Genomic DNA, 21,538 nt, shown 5'->3' with positions numbered 1-21,538 from the left:
CGACCGACCAAGGGACTGACGATGACCGCAACCATGGGTACTCCGCAGGACACCGGTCCGGTCGTCCGGGGCACGGTCCCGGCCGCCGGGAGCGGGCGCCCCGCCCGCTCCCGGCGCAGCCGGCCACTGATCACCTACGGCCGCTGGTGGTGGGCACTGCCGGCCATCCTCGCGGTGCTGCTCATCCACTACCTGGCCACCGCCGGCGGCGCCCTCTACGCGTTCACCAACTGGACGGGGATCGGCGACTTCGACTTCGTCGGCCTCGACAACTTCCGGCGGATCCTCGAGGACCCCGCGTCGATCGGGTCGCTGAAGAACACGCTGTTCCTGGCGTTCGGCTTCCTCGTCCTCACCAACGTCGTGGGGCTGCTGCTGGCGCTGGCGCTCAACCGCACGCTGAAGACCCGCTACCTGCTCCGGGTGCTGTTCTTCATGCCGGTGGTGCTCAGCCCGCTGGCCGTGTCCTACGTCTGGAAGTTCATCTTCGACTTCAACGGCCCGCTCAACGACGTCCTCGGCTGGGTCGGCATGGAGCCGCGCACGTGGCTGGCCGACCCGACGCTGGCCCTGTGGGCCGTGCTGGTCGTCATGGCGTGGCAGACCACCGGCATGGTCATGGTCATCTACCTCGCCGGCCTGGCCACCGTGCCGCCGGAGATCGAGGAGGCCGCGGCCCTCGACGGGGCGAGCACCTGGCGGCGCTTCCGGCACATCACCGTGCCGTCGGTCCGCCCCTCGATCGCCATCGCCTCGACCCTGATGCTCATCCAGGGCCTGCGGGTGTTCGACCAGGTCATGGCGCTCACCGGCGGCGGTCCCGCCGGCGCCACCGAGACGCTGGCCACGCAGGTCTACAAGGAGACCTTTGCGCTGAGCAACTTCGGCTACGGCGCCGCGCTGGCCCTCCTGCTGACCGTGATCATGCTCGTCTTCTCGGTGCTGCAGCAGGCGGTCACCCGGGATCGTTCCTGAAGGGGCTGGCTCGATGTTCCGCTACACGAAGGCGACGGCGCTGCGCGAGGCGATCGTCTGGATCGCCGCCCTGCTCACGCTGCTGCCGTTCTACTTCCTGGTCATCACGGCCCTGAAGCCCGACGAGGAGCTGCTCACGACCGGCACGTCCGCGCCGCCGAGCCGGCCGACCGTGGGCAACTTCGCCGAGGTGCTCACCGCGGGCGGCGACAACAACATCCTGATGGCCCTGCTGCACAGCGTGGTCATCACCGTGGGGAGCATCGCGGGGCTGGTGGCCTTCGGCTCCCTCGCCGCGTACGTGCTGGCGCGCACCACCCGGCGGTGGGGGAGCGTCGCCTTCTACCTGTTCCTCGTCGCCATCGTCCTGCCGACGCAGCTGGGCCTCATCCCGCTCTACATCGGCGCCCGGCAGGTCGGCCTGGTCGGCTCCCTCTGGGGGATGGTCGTCCTCTACGTCGGCACGCTGATGCCGCTGGCGGTCTTCCTCTACGCCGGGTTCTTCCGCAACCTCCCGCGTGACTACGAGGAGGCCGCGGCGCTGGACGGCGCGAGCCCGGCGCGGGTCTTCTTCCGCGTCGTGCTGCCGCTCATGGCGCCGGCCACCGGCACGGTGGCGATCCTCACCGGGCTGATCGTCTGGAACGACTTCTTCTCCGCACTGATCTTCCTGGGCGGCTCGGACAGCCAGACGCTGCCGGTGTCGATGTACTACTACGTCGGCTCGCTGGTCTCCGCCTGGAACAAGATCTTCGCCATCGTGATCATCTCGATGGTGCCGATCCTGGCCTTCTACCTCTTCGCGCAGAAGAAGTTCATCCAGGGCTTCGCCGGCGGCATCAAGTAGGTCCCGCGGTCCTCCCGCGCCCACCGCCGCGCGGGAGGACCGGCCGCGCGGGAGGACCGGCCGCGCGGGGGGACCGGGGCCGCGCCCCGACGCACTGCTCCATCACCCGGACCGATGCCCGGCATCAGCACGGGCACGCCCCCGCAGCGTTGACTTTCTCCGACTCTCGGAAGAAGTATGTAGTCCAGGTCACGCAAGTGACGAACACTCGACCGAAGGAGACCTCCGTGGGCGATCGGATCCGGGCCGGCATCGTCGGGGCCGGCTTCATGGGCACCGTCCACGCCCGGGCGGTCCGCCGGGCGGGCGGGACGGTCTCCCGCGTGGTCGGGTCCACCCCGGAGTCCTCGCGCGCCGGCGGCGAGCGGATCGGCGCGGAGTACCCGACCGACACCGTGGAGCAGCTGCTCGCCGCCGACGACGTCGACGTGGTGCACGTGTGCACCCCGAACGCGGCGCACGCCCCGCTGGTGCGCGCGGTGATCGCCGCCGGCAAGCACGTGGTCTGCGAGAAGCCGCTGGCCGTCGACGCCGCCGAGGCCGCCGAGCTGGTCACGCTGGCCGCCGAGGCCGGGGTGACCGCCACGGTGCCGTTCGTCTACCGCTTCTACCCGACCGTCCGCGAGGCGCGTGCCCGCGTCGCCGACGGGACGGCCGGGCCGGTGCGCCTCCTGCACGGCTCCTACCTCCAGGACTGGCTGGCCGAGGACGGCGACGACGACTGGCGGGTCGACGCGGCCGCCGGAGGGGCGTCGCGGGCCTTCGCCGACATCGGCGTCCACTGGTGCGACCTGGTCGAGTTCGTCGCCGGTCACCGCATCACCCGACTCGCCGCCCGCACCGCCACCGTGGTCCCCGAGCGGGGCGGCCGCCCGGTCGCCACCGAGGACGCCGCGCTGGTGCTGTTCGAGACCGACCGGGGTGCCTTCGGCAACCTCACGGTGAGCCAGGTCAGCCAGGGGCGGAAGAACCGGCTGTGGTTCTCCGTCGACGCGGCGGCCGAGTCGCTGTGCTTCGACCAGGAGCACCCCGACTCGCTGTGGATCGGCGGCCGCGAGGTCAACCGGCAGCTGCTGCGCGGGGCCGGCGAGGGACCGGCGGCAGCCCGCTACAGCGTCGTCCCGTCCGGGCACCCGCAGGGCTACCAGGACTGCTTCGACGCCTTCGTCGCCGACACCTACGCAGCCCTCGCCGGGGAACGCCCGGACGGCCTGCCCACCTTCGCCGACGGCCTGCGCGCCGCGCGGCTCACCGAGGCCGTCCTCGAGTCCTCGCGCACCCGCAGCTGGGTCGAGGTCGGCTGAGATGGTCGTGCTGGGGACCACGCTGTTCTCGCTGACGCCCGACTGGCGCGCCGGTGCCGACCTGCCCGGCCTGCTCGAGCGGGTCGCCGCGGCCGGGTGCGGCCCGGCGGTCGAGGTCGTCGGCCACCAGGCGTGGCGGGGCTTCCCGGCGGTGGACCCCCGCGAGGAGCGGGCGTTCCGCGCGGCGGTCGACCGGCTGGGCCTCGTGCCGGCCGCGCTCGGGGTCTACACCGACCTGTTCCGCCGTCCCGGCCGCCCGATGACCGACGACGAGGCCCTCGACGACGTCCGGCCCCAGCTCGAGGCCGCGGCGCGGCTCGGCTTCGGCGCGGTCCGCGCGACCCTCGGGATGGGCAGCGCGCTGCTGCGTCGGGTGGCCGCGGAGGCCGAGCGGCTCGGCGTCGTCCTCACCTTCGAGGTGCAGGGCGCCACCCCGCCCGACGCCCCGGCCGTCCTCGAGGTGGCCGAGCTGCAGCGGTCGACCGGCAGCCCGTACCTGGGCCTCACGCTCGACAGCAGCCTGACGACCCCGGCGCTGCCGGACGCGCTCGGCACCGCCCTGCGGCGGCTCGGACTCGACGCCGACGGCGTCGCCGCCGTGCACGCCGCCTGGGCGCAGGACGGGCCGGCGGGAGCCCGCATCGGCACCGCGCTCGCGGCCCTCGCCGGGCACCCGCGGCGGGAGGAGCTGTCGATCCTCGTCGCGGGGGTCCTCGGCCGGTGCGGCCGCTCCACGCCGGCCGCGTGGGCGGACCTCCTCCCGCTGGTCCGGCACGCGCACGCCAAGTTCTGGGACCCCGACGTCGAGACCGTGCGCGCTCCGCACGGCGCCTGGCTCGCGGCACTGGGCGCGGCCGGCTACACCGGCGCCCTGCTCAGCGAGTGGGGCGGCCACGAGCTGCTCGAGCGCGCCGACGCCGACGCGGTGGCCGTCACGACCGCCCACGTCGCGCTCCTGACCGAGCTGGCCGCAGCCCGGACGGCGGTGCCCGCGTGACGATGACCGAGGGGACCCTGCGCCCCGACGCGCTGGCGGTCCGCGACGGCCGGCTGACCGTGGCGGTGCACCTGCCCTGGTACCGCTCGCTGCCGGTCTCCTGCCTCGAGTCGCTGGACGTCACGGTGGACGGCGCCCCGGTGGCCGTCCGCGCGCTCGCCGTCGGCGGCTTCACCGGCTCGCTCGCCGACGCGGCCGCGTCCGCGGCCTGGTGGGACCTCCGGGACACCCTCGACGCCGCCCTCGACACCGCCGGCACGCCCGGCGCGGCGCACGTGGTCGAGGTCGCCCTCGCCGTGCGCATCCCCTACATCCAGCAGGCCCCCGGCGTGCCGCTCGTGCAGCGCGCCACCGTCCGCACGGAGGCGACCGCCCGATGACCCGGCTCACCGTCGGCGACCCCGCGCCGCCGCTCGCCCTGCCCGACACCGACGGCGTCGTCGTCCGGCTCGACCCGGCGGCGCACGCGGCGTCGGTCGTCGTCTTCACCGCCAACGGCTGCCCGTACGCCCGCGCCTGGCACGACCGGATCCAGGCCGTCGCCCGGGACTGGGCCGACCGCGACGTCGCCGTCGTCCAGGTGGTGAGCAACGACGAGACCGACCACCCCGAGGACTCCGTCGACGGCATGCGGGCCCGCGTCGCCGCCGGCGAGGTGGCCGGCCCCTTCCTCCGCGACGCCGAGCAGTCCGCCGCCCGCGCGTGGGGCGCCACCGCCACGCCCGAGGTCTTCGTCGTCGACCGGGACGGCGTCCTCCGCTACTCCGGCGCGCCCGACGGCGACCACGACGACCCGGCGCAGGACGCCGCCTGGCTGCGGGCCGCGCTGGCCGACGTGCTGGCCGGCCGCGAGGTCGCCCGGCCGGTCACCTCACCGGCCGGCTGCTCGGTCAAGTGGCGCGTCGAGCTGCTCTGGTGGGCCGGCTGCCCGACCCACGGGCAGGCCGCCGACCTCCTCCGGCGCGTTCTCGACGACCTCGGCAGGGGAGAGGTGCACGTCGCCGAGCGCGAGGTGCGCTCCCGGGAGGAGGCCGCACGCCTGGGCTTCCCGGGGTCGCCCACGTTCCAGGTCGGCCGCCGCGACCTGTTCCCGGTGGACGCGCCGCCTGCCCTCACCTGCCGCGTCTACGCCCGCGCCGACGGCCGCAGCTCGCCGCTGCCCGACGCCGACGACCTCGCCGCCCGGCTGCGCGAGGCGCTGACCCGCCCCTGGGAGCTGCCCGGCTGGGTCGACTTCCGCAGGCAGACCGCATCCCCGTCCTGAGTCCCCCCACCTCCCAGGAGCTGTCATGGCATCGATCACCTACGACCGCATCACCAAGCGGTACCCGGACGGGACCCAGGCCGTCTCCGAGCTCGACCTGGCCATCGCCGACGGCGAGTTCCTCGTCCTCGTCGGGCCCTCCGGCTGCGGCAAGACCACCGCACTGCGCATGGCCGCGGGCTTGGAGGAGATCTCCGACGGCCGGCTGCTGGTCGGGGACCGCGTGGTCAACGAGGTGCACCCGTCGCAGCGCGACATCGCGATGGTCTTCCAGAACTACGCGCTGTACCCGCACATGTCGGTGCGCGAGAACATCGCCTTCCCGCTGGCCTGCGCCGGTGTCTCCAAGGAGGAGACGAAGGAGCGCGTCGCGCGTGCCGCCGAGGCCCTCGGTCTCACCGACCTGCTGCACCGCAAGCCGAAGGCGCTCTCCGGCGGCCAGCGCCAGCGCGTCGCGATGGGCCGGGCCATCGTGCGCCAGCCCCAGGCGTTCCTCATGGACGAGCCGCTGTCGAACCTCGACGCCAAGCTCCGGGGCCAGATGCGCGCGGAGATCCGCAGCCTGCAGCGGGAGTACCGCACCACCACCCTGTACGTCACGCACGACCAGGTCGAGGCCATGACGATGGGCGACCGCATCGCGGTCCTGCGCAAGGGCCTCCTGCAGCAGCTGGGCACCCCCGACGAGCTCTACGAGTCGCCGGCCAACCTCTTCGTCGCCGAGTTCATCGGCTCCCCGCCGATGAACGTCATGAGCGCCACGGTGACCCGCACCGGCGCCGGGCACGAGCTCGTCCTCGGCTCCCAGCGCCTGGCCCTCCCGGCCGGCACGCTGGACGCCTATCCCGCGCTCGCCGGCGCGCACGCCACCCCGGTGGCCCTGGGACTGCGCCCCGAGGCGCTGCGCGACCCGGCCACCGCGGACCCCTCGTGGCCGCGGCTGCTCGCCGACGTCGAGCTGGTGGAGAACCTGCCGCCGGAGAAGCTGGTCCACCTGCGGGTGGACGCCGAGCCGGTGGTCACCGAGGCGACGCTGGAGATCGCCGCCGACATCGACCAGGCCGCCGCCGAGGACCTGCGGGCACTGGGCCGCGGCTCGGTGCTGCACGCCCGGCTGGCCGGCACCACCGCGGTCCGCGAGGGGACCCGCGCGCAGTTCGCCGTCCCGCCGTCGGCCCTGCACTTCTTCGACCTGTCCACCGGACAGGCCATCGCCCCCCGGTCGCCGCGCCTGGCCGCGGCGACCGCCTGACCGGGAGAGCACCGTGACCACGCCGGCACACCAGATCAAGCGGGGCGTCAGCCTCTACTCGTTCCAGGAGGAGTACTTCCTCCGCACGATGTCCGTCGAGGACTGCATCCGCGTCGCCGGCGAGATCGGCGCACGGGGCATCGAGATCATCCCCGAGCAGATGATCCCGGGGTTCCCGCAGGTCACCGACGAGTTCGTCGAGCAGTGGTCGGCGTGGATGGAGCGGTACGGGACGACGCCGGTCGCGACCGACCTCTTCCTCGACACCAAGCTGCACCCCGACCGGTGGCTGACGCGCGAGGAGCAGGTCGCCTCCGTCTGCCGGGACGTCGACGTCGCCGTCCGGCTGGGCGCGACCATCGTGCGGGCGATCATCAACACCCCTCCGGAGGTCATGGAGGAGGCGGCGCCCTACGCCGAGGAGAAGGGCGTCCGGCTGCTGCTGGAGGTGCATGCGCCCTTCCACTACGGGCACCCCTGGATCCTCGAGCACCTCGAGGTCATGTACCGCACCGGGTCGCCCGCGCTGGGCCTGATGCCCGACATGGGCACCTACGTCGAGCGCTTCCCGCGGGTGGTCTCCGAGCGGGCGCTGCGCGACGGCGCCAAGCCCGAGCTGGTCGACCTGATCACCAGGACCTACGACGACCACGGCGACACCCACGCCCTCATGGACGTCGTCAACTACCGCGGCGGCGGCCCGGTCGACTTCGGCCTGGCCCGCCAGGCGACGCACTACATCTGGTCCGACCCCAAGGCGATGCTCGAGCACATGCCCCTGATCGGGCACATCCAGGCGAAGTTCTACGAGATGACCCCGGACGAGGTCGAGTACTCGATCCCCTACGACCGGATCGTCCCGGTGCTGGTCGAGGGCGGCTTCGACGGCCACCTGTCCAGCGAGTACGAGGGCAACCGCCACGTCCAGGACGCCTTCCCCGTGGACAGCGTCGAGCAGGTCCGCCGCCAGCACGCCATGTTCGCCCGCCTGCTCGGCGAGCCCACCGGAGAGGACGCCTGATGTTCGACAGGTACATCGTCTGCGAGGAGGGCTTCCGGGCCCTCGACGACGGCCGCACCGGCGGCGTCGTGGAGGTGCGGATGCCCTACTACCGGGGCCTGGCGCTGTCGATGGTCGAGGCCGTCGACCTCGTCCTCGACGGCCGGCCCGTGCCGGCCGGGCGCACCACGTTCACGGTGCACGGCAACACCTACCGCTTCGACCAGCTGCCGCGCACCACCGACGACCGCTGGGAGATGGGGGAGCGGGCGCAGCTCGCCTTCGAGACCGACGAGCCGCTGGCACCCGGCGAGCACGAGGTGGCCGTCGCCGTCCGGCTGCGGATCTCGTACATGCCCGTGCCCGGCGGCGGCCGGGACGCCAAGCGCCTGACCCTCGCTGCCCAGGAGATCTGATGGGACCCCTCGACGACCAGGTGGTGCGCGCCGACTCGCTCACCGCCACGCCCGACGGCCTGGACATCGCCGTCTACTCGCACTGGTACCGGGCACTGCCGCTGCCCTCGCTGGCCCGCGTCGACCTGACCGTGGACGGGCAGCGCATCGAGCCCTCCTCGCTGTCGGTCACCGTGAACGGGCAGCGCCACCCCTTCGCCGCGCTGGCGGAGAAGGGCGACGAGTACTGGTTCACCACCGACCCGGTCGTGCTGCACGTGCCCGTGGAGACCGCCCCCGGGCGCGAGCACCGCGTGCGGCTGCTCCTCGGGCTGTCGATCCCGTACATCCTCACCGGCCCGGACCGGGTGCCCCTGGTGGCGCCCAGCCTCACCGACAAGACCCTCACCGCGGCGGGAGCCTGACGATGACCGACACCGCGCCCGGCCTGCCGCGCCTGGGCACCACCCTGTTCAGCCTCTCCCTGGAGCAGCGCAAGCCCGGCCGCGACTTCGCCTCGCTGGTGGCCGAGGTGGCGGCGCGCGACCTGGGCCCCGGCCTGGAGATGGTCGCCTTCCAGAGCCTGCGCGGCTGGCCGCGGCTGGACGACGCCGCCGTCCGCGAGGTCCGCGGCGTGATCGAGTCCTCCGGCCTCACCCCCTCCTGCCTGGCCATCAACAACGACCTCGGGCTCTACCCGGGCCGGCTGCTGACCGACGACGAGTCCTACGAGTACGTGGCCGTCCAGGTCCGCGGGGCCGCGGCGCTGGGCTTCCCCGTCACCCGGGTGGGCGTCGAGACGAGCCCGGCGATCCTGGAGCGGCTCCTGCCCCTGGCCGAGGAGCTCGGCGTGGGCATCGGCGTCGAGATCCACGCGCCGCTGACCGTCGAGGCGCCGCCGGTGGCCGCGCTCAAGGAGCTCTTCGTCCGGCTGGACACCCCGTGGCTGGGGTTCATCCCCGACATGAGCTCCAGCATGCGGGCCATCCCGGAGGCCGTCGACGACGCCCACCGCGCCGCCGGCATCTCGCCGGAGCTGACGGCCATGACCAAGCAGCTGTGGGCCGAGCCCGGCCCGACCGTGGCCAAGTTCCCCGAGCTGGAGCGGCGGGCCGCCGAGGCGGGCGCGAGCCCGGCGCAGGTCGGCAACCTCAAGATGCTCTTCACGATGCACGGGAAGATGGAGCCCGAGCGCTGGGCCGACTTCTTCCCCCACGTGGTGCACGTGCACGGCAAGTTCTACGGGATCGTGGAGGGGCCCGACGGTCTCACCGACCCGTCCATCGACTGGCCGACGGTCGCCCGCGTGCTGGTCGAGCAGCGCTACACCGGCTTCGTCTCCAGCGAGTACGAGGCGCACGCGTACAGCGACCGCCACGACGCCTTCGACCAGGTCCGCGCCCAGCACGACATGCTCAGGCGGCTGCTCGAGGCCGAGGCCTCGGTGGTGGCCCGGTGAGCGGGTCGTACGACGTCGTCGTCGTCGGCTCCGGCCCGGTGGGGACGGCGGTCGCGCGCGAGCTGTCCGACGCCGGCAGCGGCCTGCGGGTGCTGGTGCTCGAGGCCGGTGAGGCCCTCGGCGACACCGCCGGCGGGCACGTGAAGAACATCGCCGACGTCGACGAGCGCGACCGGCTGCTCGCCGGTCTCGCCACCGGACCGGCGCCGCTGCCCGGCGGCACGCCGGCCCGTCCGGGCACCGCGCTGATCGGCGCCGCGTCGATGCCCAACGCGGCCATGTCGACGAACGTCGGCGGGATGGGCGCGCACTGGACCGCGGCCTGCCCGCGCCCGGTCGACGACGAGGTGCCCGACTGCGTCGAGCCCGCCGTCCTCGACGAGGCGCTCGCGCGGGCCGAGGAGCTGCTGGCGGTGACCACGCACGCCTTCGACCGGGCGCCGCTGACCGGCGCGGTGCAGCGGGTGCTCGGCGAGCTGTTCGACCGGCCGCACCGCCGGCCGGTGGGCGCGATGCCGGTCGCCGTGACCGTGGGGGAGGACGGCGCCCTGCACTGGACCGGGCCCGCGATCATCGCGGGCGACCTGTGGCAGCGGCCCGGCGTGGAGCTGCGCACCGGGACGCTGGCGCGGCGGCTCCTGCTCGACGGCGACCGGGTGACCGGGGTCGAGGTGGTCGACCTGGCCTCGGGGGAGCGGTCGGAGGTCGGCGCCCGCGCGGTGGTGGTGGCCGCCGACGCCTGGCGGACCCCCCAGCTGCTGTGGGCCTCGGGTGTGCGACCCGAGGCGCTCGGCCGGTACCTGACCGAGCACCCGCAGATCATGGCGGCGTCGGTGCTGGACGAGCGGTACGTCCCGGAGGACGCCCCCGTGGACACCGCCCTCCCGGTGACCGCCGCGGCCGCACCCGGCGGCGGGGCGATCGTCCCCGTCTCCGGCGTCTCCTGGGTGCCCTACGCCGCCGACCGGCCCTTCCACGGCCAGGTCATGCAGATGGACGCCTCGCCGGTGCCCCTGGACCCCGGCGTGACCGTGCGGCCGGGGCAGGTCGTCGGCCTCGGCTGGTTCTGCAGGAAGGAGCTGTCGCCGGACAACCGGGTCTGGTTCGACGACGACGCCACCGACGCCCACGGCCTGCCGGCCATCCGGGTCGACTACGCCCTGAGCGCCGCCGACACGGCGTCGATCGAGGCGGCCAAGACCGAGATCGCGGAGGCGGCCCGGGCGCTGGGCCGGCCGCTCGGCGACCCGTTCGTCATGCCGCCCGGCAGCTCGCTGCACTACCTCGGCACGACCCGGATGGGCAGGGCCGACGACGGCACGAGCGTCTGCGACCCGACCGGCCGGGTGTGGGGCACCGAGAACCTGTACGTCGGCGGCAACAACGTCATCCCGACCGCGACCGCCTGCAACCCCACCCTGACCGCCGTCGCGCTCGGCGTCCTCACCGCCCGGTCCCTGGCCGCCTCGCTGGCCGCCACCCCCGTCGCCGAGGAGGCGCACGCATGACCCCCCGAGTACTGGTCGTCGGCAGCGGGCCGACCGGAGCCACCTACGCCCGGCTGCTCCTGGAGCAGGTCCCGGACGTCGACGTCCTCATGGTCGAGGCGGGGCCGGTCGTGACCCGGCCGCTCGGCATGAACGTCAAGAACGTCCCGGACCCGGAGGAGCAGGCGGCGGCGCGACTGGCCTCGCAGGGCCGGTCGCACGAGAGCGGCGTCTCCGGCATCCCGGGCGGCGTGGTCGTCGAGGGGACGATCACCGCGCGGCAGGGCACCCACCTCATCGGCCGGGCCGCCGACGGTTCACCGGGCATGCCCGCGGCGGCCGGCGCGACCTGCGTCGGCGGCCAGGGCGTGCACTGGACCTGCGCCACGCCCGCCCCCACCGGGCCGGAGCGCGTCCCCTTCATCGAGGACGCGGACTGGGAGCAGCTCCTCGCCGTCGCGGAGTCGCTGCTGCACGTCCACCGGCCGTCCTTCGACGGCGCGCCCCAGGCCGCGGCGATCCTGGAGCGGATCCGCGACGAGTTCGCGCCCGACGGCATCACGGTGCGCCCCCTGCCGGTGGCCGCCGACCCCCGGGCGGACGGCTCCCTGCGGTGGAGCGGCACCGACGTCGTCCTCGACGGCGTGCCCGACGACGGCAGGTTCACCCTGCGCCCCGAGACGCTGTGCGTGCGGGTGCTCCGGGACGGCGACCGCGCCGTCGGCGCCGTGCTGCGCGACCTGCGCACCGGCGCGGAGGAGGAGGTCCGGGCCGACGTCGTCGTCCTGGCCGCCGACGCGCTGCGCACCCCGCAGCTGCTGTGGGCCTCCGGCATCCGCCCCGAGGCGCTGGGCCGGTACCTGACCGAGCACCCGCTGCTCTTCGGCGTGGTGGCGGTGCGGGAGGACGTCCTGCCGCCGCGGGAGGACTCCGCCGGGCCGGTCGACCCGATCCGGGCCATCATCGCGATCCCGTTCGACGAGGAGCACGGACACCCGTACTCCGCGCAGATGATGTTCAGCCCCGTCTCGCCGGCGCCGCTGCCGGAGGGCAGCCGGTTCCGCGACAACCCGGCGGGCTACGTCGGCATGGGCTGGGGCATCCGCAAGCGGCCCCGGCCGGAGGACCGGCTCACGTTCGAGGACGACGCGCCCGACGAGAACGGCCTGCCCGGCATCCGCATCGCCTACGAGCTCACCGACCTGGAGGAGGCGGACTTCGAGCGGGCCCGCAAGCACCAGGCCCGCGCCGCCGCCGCGCTCGGCGAGTTCGTCGACGGGATGCCCAAGGTCATGCCGGCCGGCAGCTCGCTGCACTACATGGGGACCGTCCGCATGGGCGAGACCGACGACGGCACCAGCGTGTGCGACCCGTGGTCGCGGGTGTGGGGCGTGCCCGGCCTCGTGCTCGCCGGCAACGGCCTGATCCCGACCGCCAACTCGATGAACCCGACCCTCACCAGCGTCGCCCTCGCCGTGCGCGGGGCCACGGCGCTGGCCACCGGACTCCGCGAAGGAGCATGACCGTGCTCGAGTTCCCGATCATCCAGGGGCGGGGCTTCCGCAACGTCGTCGAGGACGGCCGGGTCACCGGTTTCTCCTTCCGGCTGCGCAACCCCAACTACCGCGGCGGCCCCGCCAGCCTCCTCGACGGCATCGAGGTCGTCGTCGACGGCGAGCGGATCCCCGACCACGTGCCGCTGTGGACGCTGCAGGGCCGCACCTTCACCCGCGACGAGCTGCGGGCCTCGACCGACGTCCGCTGGCAGCTCGACGAGCCGGCCACCATCACCGTGCCGAAGCCCGGCGGCCTGTCCGTCGGCGTCCACCGCCTCGAGGCGACGGTCTACCTGCGGCGCTCGTACTTCCCACCGCCGATCGCCCGGTCGGAGTTCGCGATCACCGGCTCGGGCGTGATCGTCCCGCCGGTGCCCGACGGCGGCCTGCGGTACTGCGTCTCGACCTACAGCTACACCGGCGACGTGTACACGTCGATGACCCTCGAGGACGTCTTCGCCGACATCGCCGACCTCGGCGCCACCGGCATCGAGATCCTCGGTGAGGGCAACCTGCCGGACTACCCGTCGCCCGACCCGGCCTGGATCGACTCCTGGCACGGGCTGGTCGCCCGGTACGGCCTCACGCCCACGAACTTCGGCTCCTGGGTCGACACCACCCGCTTCCACGGCCGCGACCTCACCGCGGAGGAGGGCGCCGAGCAGCTCCAGCAGGACCTGCGGCTGGCCAAGGAGCTCGGCTTCACCTCGGTGCGCCCGAAGTTCGGCGTCGTCTCCTGGGACCTCGACCCGCACCCCATCTGGGAGCAGGTCGTCGAGCGCTCGCTCGACCTGGCCGCCGACCTCGACGTCGTCATCTGCCCGGAGATCCACTCGCCGACACCGATCGACCACCCCGTCACCCAGGGCTACGTCGACTTCATCGAGAAGACCGGCACCGAGCACTTCAAGCTGCTCATCGACACCGGCATCTTCCAGACCGCCGTCGTCCGCGAGGCCGCGGAGAGCCTCGGCACGGACGACGAGGAGGACGTGCCGCCGCCGCTGCGCCCGCTGCGCGTCCCCATGTCCGACCTCGTCGAGGTCCTGCCGCACACGCACTTCATCCAGGCCAAGTTCTTCGAGATCGACGACTCGCTGCACGACCTGCACGTCCCGTGGGGCGAGATCGTCCCGACCCTGGAGGACGCCGGCTGGAGCGGCTGGCTGTCCAGCGAGTACGAGGGACGGCGGGAGCCCTACCGCGGCCGCGACCAGGTGCGTCGACAGCACGCCCTGCTGCGCTCGCTGCAGAAGGGCCACGGCTGACCCGTGCCCCGTTCCTGCCGGCTGATCACGCCGCGGCCGTTCCGCGGACCGCCCGGCGCGCCCCGGACCCGACCCCCGTCAACCGCCCCACAGAGGGAGCAGGACACGACATGACCACCACCGACGAGACACAGGCGCTCGAGCAGCGCCTGGCAGCACTGGAGGAGCGGCTCGCCGCCGCCGAGCTGACCGCCACCCGTGCGCAGGACCGCGGCGCGGTCGAGAACGTCTTCAACCGGTACATGCACTACCACAACGCCTACCAGGACGAGCGGATCATCGACGAGCTCTGGGTGAAGCCCGGGACGCCGGACATCTGGTCGCGGTACAACAACGTCGGCGTCTACACGACCTACGAGTCGGTGACCGCCTACCACCGCGGCCGCCCCAAGCCGATCGGCAAGCTGCTGTTCCACTACACGAGCACGCCGGTCGTCGAGGTCGGTGCCGACGGGCAGACCGCCAAGGGCATCTGGATCATGGCCGGCCTGGAGTCCGGTCTCATGGACCCGGAGGTCGCCAAGGGCGTCCCGCCGTGGGTCCTGTCCGGCGGTGACGTCGACGGCAAGCCGGTGTGGGCGCACTGGGTGTGGTGCAAGTACGGCGTCGACTTCGTCAAGCAGGACGGCGAGTGGCGGATCTGGCACTTCCGCTGCTACGAGGTCGCCCGGGCCCCCTTCAACCGCGACTGGATCAGCTTCGCCAAGGACAACCAGGAGAGCCACGACTCGCAGCTGGCGTGGTTCGGCGACGACGGCGTCCCGGTGTTCCTGCCGCCGGTGGACGAGCCGGTGACGACGACGGACCACCACCCGTACGCCAACGACAGGGTCCAGACGCTCGACCCCGAGCCGCCGGTGCCGTACACGCAGTTCGAGGACACCTTCCGGTAAGTGGACACCACACTCCCCGCGGCGGCGCCCGTCGAGGCGCCGCCGCGGCGGCCGGGCGCGCTGCTCGCGATCGCCTGCGCCGCCCAGTTCATCGCCGTCCTCGACACCTCGATCGTCAACGTCGCGCTGCCGCCGATGCAGGAGAGCCTCGGGCTCTCGGCGACCGGGCTGCAGTGGGTGGTGAGCAGCTACACGCTCACCTTCGCCGGCTTCCTGCTGCTCGGCGGGCGGCTGGGCGACCTGTTCGGCCGCAAGCGGGCGTTCCTCGGTGGCCTCCTGCTCTTCGCCGCGGCCAGCCTGGCCGGCGGTCTGGCCCAGGAGGGCTGGCAGCTGGTCGCCGCCCGCTTCGTCCAGGGGCTCGGGGGAGCGGTCCTGGTGCCCACGACGCTCAGCCTCGTCACGACGGGCTTCGCCGACGCCCGCGCCCGCGCCCGGGCGCTGAGCCTGCTCACCGCGGCGGCGGCCTCCGGCAGCGCGCTCGGCGGCGTCATCGGCGGTCTGCTGACCGGCCTGCTGAGCTGGCGGTGGGTCCTGTTCGTGAACGTCCCGCTGTGCGCGGTGCTGGCCGCCGTCGCCGCCTGGGCGCTGCGCGGCCGGTCGCCCGACCACGCGCGCGGGCGGCTCGACCTGCCCGGATCGGTGTCGGTCACCGCCGCCACCGCGCTGCTCGTGTCGGCGGTGATCCTCGGCGAGGAGCGGGGATGGGCGTCGGGCCCCGCCCTGTCCTGCCTGGCGGGTGCGGCGGTGCTCGGCGTGCTGTTCGTGCTCGCCGAGCGCCGGGCGGCCGAGCCCGTCGTCCCGCTGGCGGTGTTCCGCGTCCGGCCGGTGACCGTGGCCAACGGGCTGTCCGCGCTGACCGGTGGGGTCCTCCCGGCCATGATGTTCTTCCTGGTGCTGTACCTGCAGCAGGTGCTGGACCTCGACCCGCTGACGGCCGGGCTCGTCCTGGCCCCCGGCGCGGTCGGGATCGCGCTGGGCGCCCGGCTGAGCTCACGGGCGATCGAGCGGATCGGGCCGCGCCGGCTGTTCCAGCTCGGCACGCTGGTCGCGGCCGGCGCCCTGGTGTGGCTCTCGCGGATCGACGGCGGCGGCTCCTACTGGTGGCACGTCGTGGTGCCGATGACGCTGGCCATGGCGGGGTTCGGTGCCGCCGGGCTCCCGCTCACGGTCACCGCCACCACCGGCCTGGGTCCGGGGCAGGCGGGGCTGGCCTCGGGCCTGCTCTCGACCTCTCGCCAGGTGGGCAGCGCCATCGGGCTGGCGGCGCTGGTGGCGGTCGCCAGCTCGGTCGTCGGCGACACGGCGACCGACGGGTTCCGCGCCGGCCTGCTCGTCGGCGCGGGACTGCAGCTGGTCGCCTGCCTCGCCGCCCTGGCCCTGCCCCGCGAGGCGCATCACCGCCGCTGATGCCCGGCATCGGCAGGAACCGTTTGTGTCGGCGGTCACGAGCCGCCACGATATTTATGCACGGATCATGCAAAAAGAACCGACGAGGGGACTCGACCGTGGGGTGGACGAAGTGGTCCTACATGGACCACTGGGTGACGGAGACGCCGCAGGGGCCGCAGCCCCCGCAGTTCAACCGCGCCTACATGGACCGGTACGTCAAGCAGCTGTCGGCTCTCGGGTTCACGGGCTTCGACACCTTCTTCTTCTACCTGCACGCGCTCGGCGGGATGTACGGCTCCGTGCCCGGCTTCGAGCGGTTCCTGCAGGACAACGGGTTCGACAAGATCACCGGGATCTTCTCCGCGTACCCGAACGCGACGAGGTACACCGCACCGCACGTGCGCGAGACGCACGACCGGATCGTCGCCGACTGCACGAACACGCTGCGCGCGTGCGAGGGCCTGACCGGCGTGGAGAACTTCATCGTCATGCCGACGTCCACCTACTTCCAGACCGAGCCGGTCACCGACGACACCATCAAGGTCGTCGCCGACCTGTGGAACCGGGTCGGCCGGCTGACGCTCGAGCACGGCATGAGGACGACCTGCCACTTCGAGTTCTGGGGCGCGATCCGCACCCGCGAGCAGCTCGACACGTTCTTCCGCCACACCGACCCGGAGTACGTCTTCTTCTTCTGCGACACCGCGCAGCACACGATCGCCGGCGTCGACCCGGTCCAGGTGTTCCGCGACTACGCCGACCGGTGCACCGGCTTCCACTTCAAGGACACCCGGACCGTCGACGAGCACGAGGCGTACCGGACCCCGCCGGACCCGGAGCTGATGGCGCCGGGCGTGGACCGCTGGTTCTACCCGATGGGCGAGGGGGGTCTGGTCGACTTCCCCTCCCTGATGAAGGAGATCGTGCGCTCCGGGTACGACGGCTGGCTGACCGTCGAGCACGACAAGGCCGAACTCGGCGGCGGCACCTACGCCGAGGCCACCGCCGTCGCCAAGTGGTACATCGACAACGTGCTCGCCGAGGCGCAGGCCGAGGCCGAGGCGGAGGTGGCCGCGCGATGAGGGACACCCTGCGCTGGTCCTACGCCCTCAACCAGTGGAACTACCGGCTCGACGTCTTCGTCCGGCACGAGGACCAGCAGCGCGCCCTCAAGACGGTCTCCGCGTGCGGGTTCGACCACGTCGAGCTGGCGTCGGGCACCGGCCGCTGGGACAACATCGCCCGGCCCGAGGTCATCCTGCTCAACCACGGCAGCCACCAGGGCTTCCTCGACTTCCTGCGCCGGGCCCGCGTCCAGGGCGTCTCGAGCATGTTCTGGGACCCGCAGGCCCCCGCCGAGGAGGAGGAGGGCTACGCGTTCCGGTCGACGGCCGACCCGGCCGACCACGACGCGATCGTCGAGTGGGCCCGCCCGCTCGTCGACTTCGTCGCCGGTGTCGGTGCCGAGCAGCTCGTCGTCCGCCCGGTCGGTTCGGCGTGGATGTCCCCGCCGCTGGACGCCGACGGCATCAAGCTGGTCGGTGAGGTCTGGAACCGCATCGGCGAGCTGACCTCGGCTGCCGGCGTCGGCCTCGCCCTGCACTACGACTGCCTCGGCGCGGTGCACACGGCCGACGAACTGCGGGCGCTGCTCGCCGCCACCGATCCCGCGACCGTCGGGTTCGCCCTCGACACCGCGGAGCTGACGGTCGGCGGCATCGACCCGGTCGCCTTCTACCGGGAGGACGCCGAGCGGGTCACCCACGTCCACCTCAAGGACACCCGCTACGCCGACACCGGCGAGGAGTACCGGATGCCGGGTGCGGAGTCGACGATGCTCAAGGGCGGCGCCGGGCGGCGGATCGAGCGCTGGTTCTTCGAGCTGGGCACCGAGGGCGGCCTGGTCGACGTGCCCGGCTTCGTCGCGGCGCTGCGCGAGCGGGACTACGGGGGCTGGGTGGTCGTCGAGAGCGACCACGGCGGCAACCCGGCCGAGCTCGCGATGCTCAACAGCTGGTACCTGCAGCACGAGCTGGGGATCCCCAAGCGATGACCGGGGCGGACGAGCGCCGGATCAAGTGGTCCTACATGGACCACTGGCGCAGCGACGGGCCGGCCGGACCGGTCGACCAGTGGCACTCGCACCGGACCATGTCGGCCTTCCTGAAGCAGGTCAAGGCGACCGGCTTCGACGCGATCGACACGTTCGACTTCCGGATCTGGCAGATGTACGGCGACTACGGCGGCCCGGCGAAGTACCAGGAGATGGTCCAGGACCACGGCCTGGAGCGGATCGTGAACACCTTCCACGCCGCCGACTACGACGTCCGCACCTACGCCCCGCACCTGCCGGAGACGCACGAGAACATCCTCGAGGACTTCCGCGTCACGATGGGCCGCTGGTCGGAGATCCGGCTCGACAACATCATCGTGATGCCGGCGACGCTCTACTACGACATGGAGCCGATCACCGCAGACAAGATCAAGTACACGGCGGAGTGCTGGAACAAGGTCGGGGAGATCACCGCCGGGTACGGCGTGCGGCTCACCTGCCACCACGAGTTCTTCTGCGGCATCCAGAGCGAGCCGGACCTGGAGACGTTCTACAGCCACACCGACGACCGGTACGTGTCGCTGTTCGTGGACACCGCCCAGCACTGCATCGCGTCGGTCGACCCGGTGGCCTTCTACCGGCGGCACGCGCACCGGGTCAGTGGCTTCCACTTCAAGGACACCCGGAACGTCGCGACCGGCGACGACCACCGGCACCGGCCCGACTCCGAGATCATGGCGCCGACCACCGGCAAGTGGTTCTACGAGATGGGCACGCCGCACGGCCTCGTGGACTTCGCGGCGATGATGACCGCCGTCCGCGACAACGACTACCGCGGCTGGATCTCCGTCGAGCACGACAAGGCCAACAAGGAGGGCGGCGACTACTCCGAGAGCACCGCGATCTCCCGCTGGTACGCGAAGAACGTCCTCGAGGAGATCTACCGGTGAGCGCGATCCGTTGGTCCTATGCGATCAACCAGTGGAAGCCGCAGTTCGACGACTTCGTCCGCCGCGAGCAGCACGAGCGGGCGCTCAAGACCGTGTCGATCGCCGGCTTCGAGGGCGTCGAGCTGACCTACGGCACCGGGCGGTGGGAGCCGCTGGGCAACCCGCAGCAGCTCGCGGCCAACTTCGGCTCGGTCACGGGCTTCCGGGAGTTCCTGCGCAGCTGCGCGCTCGACGCGGTCAGCAGCTGGTACTGGGACCCGGCGGAGCGCTCGATGGAGCACCTGACCGGGCCGCTGTCGCCGCTGGTGGAGGCCGACCTGCCCGCGATCGTGGCGCGGGCGGGCTGGCTCGCCGGGGCCCTCGCCGAGCTCGGTGGTTCGGTGCTGCTCGTGCGGCCGGTGCCCGGCGCCGGGGACGTCGAGCCGCTGGACGACGAGGCGATCGACCGTGTCGCGGCGTGCTGGGACGCGGTCGGCCGCGCGACGGCGGAGCACGGCGTGCGGACGGCGCTGCACGTGGACTTCCTCTCGGCCCTGCGCCGGGACCACGTGCCCCGGCTGCTCGACCGGACGGACCCGGCGCTCGTCGGCCTCGCCCTCGACACCGGCGAGCTCACCGTGGGAGGGATCGACCCGCTGGCGGTCATCGCGCAGACGGGCGACCGGATCTGGCACGTGCAGTTCAAGGACGCCCTCGCCGTCGACGACGCCGAGGAGTACCTGCAGCCGCACGCGCACTGGACCGTCCGCGTGCGCGGCGGTGCCCGGGAGGTCCCGCGCTGGTTCGCCGAGCCGGGCGCCGACGGCGGACTCGTCGACTTCCCGGCCGTCACCCGCGCCCTGCTCGACGCCGGCTACGACGGCTGGATCGTCGTCGAGAGCGACCAGAGCCCGCACCCCGCCGCCAGCGCGCTGCTGGCCGGCTACCTCGTGCAGCGCGAGCTGCGACCCCTCGTCGAGGAGGAGGCCGCCTGATGGCCACCGGTGACACCGTCCTGTCCCACGACAGCCTGATCCGGCGCCCCGAGGGGCTCGGCATCGCCCTGACCGTCCCCTGGTACCGGAGCCTCTGGCTGTCCAGCGTCAGCGACGTCCGGGTCTCGGTCGAGGGCCGTGAGATCCCGGAGGACGACCTGCGGGTCGAGCTGGGAGGGCGGACCTACCGGGTCGCGGAGCTGGCCGACCAGTGGGACGTCCTCTGGTTCATCCAGGACCGGCTCGTCGTGGTCGTCCCGCTCGCCGAGCCGCCGGCCGAGGGCCAGGAGGTCGACGTCGAGGTGACCGTCGACCTGCGGCTGCCCTACATGCAGATCGCCCCGCAGGTCTACGTCACCAACCACGCGAGCGACCGCCGGTCGCTCGTCGCGCACGGAGGATCCCGATGACCACGACCCTGCCCGCCCGCGTCGCCGCCCCGGCGGTCGAGGGGAGCGGCATCCGGCTGGGGTTGACGCTCTACTCCCTGACCAGCGAGTGGGCCGCCGGCCGCTACGACCTGGCCGGCCTGCTCGACGTCGTCGACGCCGCGGGCATCGGCCCGGGCATCGAGATCGTCGCGTCGCAGACGATCCGCACCTACCCGGAGGTGACCCCCGAGTTCGTGCGGGCCTGGCGCGACGCGTTCGACCGGCACGGCTTCGTGCCCAGCTCGTTCGGCTGCAACCTGGACATGGGCCGACGCCGCGACCGGGACATGACGCCCGACGAGGAGTACGAGTTCACCGTCACCCAGTTCCGCAGCGCGCACGCGCTCGGCTTCCCGCTGGTGCGCATCCAGAGCGCCAAGCCGGAGCTGATCCGCCGGCTGCTGCCGGTGGCCGAGGAGCTCGACCTCACCATGGGCTGGGAGCTGCACGCCCCGCTCGGCCCGAACTCGCCCAAGGTGCTGGAGATCCGGGAGACGTACGCGGAGATCGACTCGCCGCGGCTGGGCTTCGTCGCTGACTTCAGCTCCACCATGCACGCCATGTCACCGACGATCCTGCGCAAGCTCGCGAGGATGGGCCTCGAGCAGCAGGACCTCGAGGAGCTGCAGCGGATCTGGGCGACCGACGCCGACATCAACGCCCGGCACGGTGAGTTCGTGCAGTACCTGCACACCCGGGGCATCGCCCCGGAGTCGCTCGGCTCCTTCGCGCGGCTGGCGTTCAACATGCACGGGCACGTCGACCCGGCCGAGTGGGCCGACATCATGCCGCAGATCAGGCACGTCCACGCGAAGTTCTACGACATCGACGAGCACGGCGACGAGCCGGCCATCGACTACCCGGCGATCGTCCGGGAGTTCGTCCGCGGCGGCTACTCCGGCTTCTTCTCCAGCGAGTGGGAGGGCCACGCCTTCGCCGACCTCGACGAGGCCGACCCGGTCGACCTCGTCCGCAAGCAGCACGACCTCATCCGCCGGTCGATCACGGCCGCCCTGAGCGACCCTCCCCACTGACAAGGACTCC

Annotated in this window: 22 protein-coding genes; all 22 read left to right on the top strand. The window is 73.0% G+C overall.

What is annotated here, in order from left to right; all coding sequences use genetic code 11:
- The first annotated feature begins 33 nt into the window (after positions 1 to 33).
- The 22 genes from JD79_RS17705 (at position 34) to JD79_RS17600 (ending at position 21,528) form a co-directional block, all read left to right on the top strand.
- Positions 34 to 975, top strand: a complete 942-nt coding sequence (locus tag JD79_RS17705) for a carbohydrate ABC transporter permease (RefSeq protein WP_211308036.1) — start codon at positions 34 to 36, stop codon at positions 973 to 975.
- Positions 976 to 988: 13 nt separating this feature from the next.
- Positions 989 to 1,822, top strand: a complete 834-nt coding sequence (locus tag JD79_RS17700) for a carbohydrate ABC transporter permease (RefSeq protein WP_110006602.1) — start codon at positions 989 to 991, stop codon at positions 1,820 to 1,822.
- Between the two features lie 227 nt (positions 1,823 to 2,049).
- Entirely contained in the window at positions 2,050 to 3,126 is a 1,077-nt protein-coding gene (locus JD79_RS17695; RefSeq protein ID WP_110006601.1) for a Gfo/Idh/MocA family protein, read from the top strand.
- A gap of 1 nt (position 3,127) precedes the next feature.
- Entirely contained in the window at positions 3,128 to 4,123 is a 996-nt protein-coding gene (locus tag JD79_RS17690) for a sugar phosphate isomerase/epimerase family protein (RefSeq protein ID WP_110006600.1), read from the top strand.
- Complete coding sequence (locus tag JD79_RS17685) at positions 4,120 to 4,503, top strand: hypothetical protein (RefSeq protein ID WP_110006599.1); 384 nt, start codon at positions 4,120 to 4,122, stop codon at positions 4,501 to 4,503. Before JD79_RS17690 ends, JD79_RS17685 begins: the two co-directional genes overlap by 4 nt.
- Positions 4,500 to 5,387: a redoxin family protein gene (locus tag JD79_RS17680; RefSeq protein ID WP_110006598.1), complete on the top strand. Its 888-nt coding sequence runs from the start codon at positions 4,500 to 4,502 to the stop codon at positions 5,385 to 5,387. Before JD79_RS17685 ends, JD79_RS17680 begins: the two co-directional genes overlap by 4 nt.
- 25 nt (positions 5,388 to 5,412) lie before the next feature.
- On the top strand, positions 5,413 to 6,639 hold the full coding sequence (locus tag JD79_RS17675; RefSeq protein ID WP_110006597.1) for an ABC transporter ATP-binding protein: 1,227 nt from the start codon (positions 5,413 to 5,415) through the stop codon (positions 6,637 to 6,639).
- Positions 6,640 to 6,652: 13 nt separating this feature from the next.
- Positions 6,653 to 7,660: a sugar phosphate isomerase/epimerase family protein gene (locus JD79_RS17670; protein WP_110006596.1), complete on the top strand. Its 1,008-nt coding sequence runs from the start codon at positions 6,653 to 6,655 to the stop codon at positions 7,658 to 7,660.
- Positions 7,660 to 8,055: a C-glycoside deglycosidase beta subunit domain-containing protein gene (locus tag JD79_RS17665; protein ID WP_110006595.1), complete on the top strand. Its 396-nt coding sequence runs from the start codon at positions 7,660 to 7,662 to the stop codon at positions 8,053 to 8,055. Before JD79_RS17670 ends, JD79_RS17665 begins: the two co-directional genes overlap by 1 nt.
- Positions 8,055 to 8,459 (top strand): C-glycoside deglycosidase beta subunit domain-containing protein, encoded by a 405-nt coding sequence (locus tag JD79_RS17660; RefSeq protein WP_110006594.1) that lies wholly within the window; start codon positions 8,055 to 8,057, stop codon positions 8,457 to 8,459. Before JD79_RS17665 ends, JD79_RS17660 begins: the two co-directional genes overlap by 1 nt.
- Before the next feature lie 2 nt (positions 8,460 to 8,461).
- On the top strand, positions 8,462 to 9,493 hold the full coding sequence (locus JD79_RS17655) for a sugar phosphate isomerase/epimerase family protein (RefSeq protein WP_110006593.1): 1,032 nt from the start codon (positions 8,462 to 8,464) through the stop codon (positions 9,491 to 9,493).
- Positions 9,490 to 11,001, top strand: coding sequence for a GMC oxidoreductase (locus tag JD79_RS17650; protein WP_170149258.1), 1,512 nt, complete (start codon positions 9,490 to 9,492; stop codon positions 10,999 to 11,001). The genes JD79_RS17655 and JD79_RS17650 overlap by 4 nt, the downstream gene beginning before the upstream one ends.
- Positions 10,998 to 12,503 carry a GMC oxidoreductase gene (locus JD79_RS17645; RefSeq protein ID WP_110006592.1) on the top strand — a complete coding sequence of 502 codons (1,506 nt, stop codon included), beginning with the start codon at positions 10,998 to 11,000 and terminating at the stop codon, positions 12,501 to 12,503. Before JD79_RS17650 ends, JD79_RS17645 begins: the two co-directional genes overlap by 4 nt.
- Entirely contained in the window at positions 12,500 to 13,804 is a 1,305-nt protein-coding gene (locus JD79_RS17640) for a C-glycoside deglycosidase beta subunit domain-containing protein (protein WP_110006591.1), read from the top strand. The genes JD79_RS17645 and JD79_RS17640 overlap by 4 nt, the downstream gene beginning before the upstream one ends.
- A gap of 110 nt (positions 13,805 to 13,914) precedes the next feature.
- Complete coding sequence (locus JD79_RS17635; RefSeq protein ID WP_110006590.1) at positions 13,915 to 14,697, top strand: nuclear transport factor 2 family protein; 783 nt, start codon at positions 13,915 to 13,917, stop codon at positions 14,695 to 14,697.
- Positions 14,698 to 16,104 carry an MFS transporter gene (locus JD79_RS17630; protein WP_110006589.1) on the top strand — a complete coding sequence of 469 codons (1,407 nt, stop codon included), beginning with the start codon at positions 14,698 to 14,700 and terminating at the stop codon, positions 16,102 to 16,104. It abuts the gene before it with no gap.
- 98 nt (positions 16,105 to 16,202) lie between these two features.
- Positions 16,203 to 17,168: a sugar phosphate isomerase/epimerase family protein gene (locus tag JD79_RS17625; RefSeq protein ID WP_110006588.1), complete on the top strand. Its 966-nt coding sequence runs from the start codon at positions 16,203 to 16,205 to the stop codon at positions 17,166 to 17,168.
- On the top strand, positions 17,165 to 18,139 hold the full coding sequence (locus JD79_RS17620; RefSeq protein WP_110006587.1) for a sugar phosphate isomerase/epimerase family protein: 975 nt from the start codon (positions 17,165 to 17,167) through the stop codon (positions 18,137 to 18,139). The genes JD79_RS17625 and JD79_RS17620 overlap by 4 nt, the downstream gene beginning before the upstream one ends.
- Positions 18,136 to 19,089 carry a sugar phosphate isomerase/epimerase family protein gene (locus tag JD79_RS17615; RefSeq protein ID WP_110006586.1) on the top strand — a complete coding sequence of 318 codons (954 nt, stop codon included), beginning with the start codon at positions 18,136 to 18,138 and terminating at the stop codon, positions 19,087 to 19,089. Before JD79_RS17620 ends, JD79_RS17615 begins: the two co-directional genes overlap by 4 nt.
- Complete coding sequence (locus JD79_RS17610; protein WP_110006585.1) at positions 19,086 to 20,063, top strand: sugar phosphate isomerase/epimerase family protein; 978 nt, start codon at positions 19,086 to 19,088, stop codon at positions 20,061 to 20,063. Before JD79_RS17615 ends, JD79_RS17610 begins: the two co-directional genes overlap by 4 nt.
- A complete protein-coding gene (locus tag JD79_RS17605; RefSeq protein ID WP_110006584.1) occupies positions 20,063 to 20,473 on the top strand; it encodes a C-glycoside deglycosidase beta subunit domain-containing protein in 411 nt (136 codons plus the stop codon). Before JD79_RS17610 ends, JD79_RS17605 begins: the two co-directional genes overlap by 1 nt.
- The gene (locus tag JD79_RS17600; protein WP_110006583.1) at positions 20,470 to 21,528 is read left to right on the top strand and encodes a sugar phosphate isomerase/epimerase family protein; all 1,059 of its coding nucleotides are present in this window, start codon (positions 20,470 to 20,472) and stop codon (positions 21,526 to 21,528) included. The genes JD79_RS17605 and JD79_RS17600 overlap by 4 nt, the downstream gene beginning before the upstream one ends.
- Positions 21,529 to 21,538 lie beyond the last annotated feature (10 nt).

It is taken from the genome of Geodermatophilus normandii, assembly GCF_003182485.1.
GTDB lineage: Bacteria > Actinomycetota > Actinomycetes > Mycobacteriales > Geodermatophilaceae > Geodermatophilus > Geodermatophilus normandii.
The sequence above is the reverse complement of the archived record's forward strand: the minus strand, read 5'-3'. Positions and strand labels throughout refer to the sequence as shown.